This window comes from Streptomyces sp. 35G-GA-8 (genome assembly GCF_023534745.1).
Taxonomy (GTDB): Bacteria; Actinomycetota; Actinomycetes; order Streptomycetales; family Streptomycetaceae; genus Streptomyces.
Genome location: NZ_JAMHJQ010000061.1, coordinates 1 through 543, shown reverse-complemented (window position 1 = coordinate 543; position 543 = coordinate 1). Strand labels below are relative to the sequence as shown.

Below are 543 nucleotides of genomic sequence, written 5' to 3'. Positions count from 1 at the left end.
GAGTCGGGCCATGAGGGCGTGTTCGACGAGGGTGATGAGTCCGCTTTTGGCGTCGGCGCGGTGGCGGGCGTCGGTGGTGATGATGGGGGTGTCGGGGCCGATCTGGAGTGCTTCGCGTACTTCGTCGGGGGTGTAGGGCTGGTGTCCGTCGAAGCCGTTGAGGGCGATGACGAAGGGGAGTCCTGAGTTTTCGAAGTAGTCGACGGCGGGGAAGCAGTCGGCGAGGCGGCGGGTGTCGACGAGGACGACGGCGCCGATGGCGCCGCGGACGAGGTCGTCCCACATGAACCAGAAGCGGTCCTGTCCTGGGGTGCCGAAGAGGTACAGGATGAGGTCTTGGTCGAGGGTGATGCGGCCGAAGTCCATGGCCACGGTGGTGGTGGTCTTGTCTCCGGTGTGGGTGAGGTCGTCGATGCCGGCGGAGGCGCTGGTCATGACGGCTTCGGTACGCAGCGGGTTGATCTCCGAGACGGCGCCGACGAACGTGGTCTTGCCCACGCCGAAGCCGCCCGCCACCACGATCTTCGCGCTGGTGGTTGAGCG

1 protein-coding gene is annotated in these 543 nt (G+C 66.7%); it reads right to left on the bottom strand.

Annotated features, from left to right (window positions below; genetic code table 11):
• Nucleotides 1-543 (bottom strand): ATP/GTP-binding protein (locus tag M1203_RS38525; protein WP_249954522.1); only part of this gene is annotated, 543 nt, incomplete at both ends.